Below are 621 nucleotides of genomic sequence, written 5' to 3' on the forward strand. Positions count from 1 at the left end.
AAACTCGGCTGATATCTCCATGAACACTCGCGATAGCATTTGCACTGTGAGTAATTTCATCGCTCAATGATTTAGACAGCTCAATCTCCGAGTTCAGCTTCTTCATCATTTCACACTGAATATCTGACGCTTGGGAAATGCCAGAATTGATGGTATTGATTTCACTAACGGCACTCTCAACCAGTTGAATTTGATCAATAACTTCTAACGTACGATTTCGACTTAGCTCGCTGCTTTTTAGAACTTGAGACATTTGTCCAATAAGTTGCTCCGACGAGTCGGAAAACTGAACAAGAAATTCATCAATCTCAATGGTGCTGCTTCGAGTTTTCGACGAGAGCATTCGAACTTCTTCAGCGACAACAGCAAAACCCTTTCCTGACTCACCAGCTCTTGCAGCCTCAATGGAAGCATTTAACGCTAATAAATCAGTTTGATCGGCAATTTTCTGAATAGAACTTAGAATGCTACTGATCCCCTGAGAGACAGTATCCATCACGCCGATTGAGGAAGATATTTTGTCAGTGTTCTCACCTAAGGTGATCACAATATTTTCAGCAATATTGCCTTTAACGACCGCTTCACTCACCCGACTACTTACTTGCTGCGCTAACTCCATTG

Annotated in this window: 1 protein-coding gene; it reads right to left on the reverse strand. The window is 42.0% G+C overall.

Going from position 1 to position 621, the window contains the following annotated elements; all coding sequences use genetic code 11:
- Positions 1–621, reverse strand: a 621-nt coding sequence (locus tag R7O13_RS28415; RefSeq protein ID WP_318305396.1) for a methyl-accepting chemotaxis protein, incomplete at both ends; no start/stop codon positions are given.

It is taken from the genome of Vibrio sp. Y176 (genome assembly GCF_033438945.1).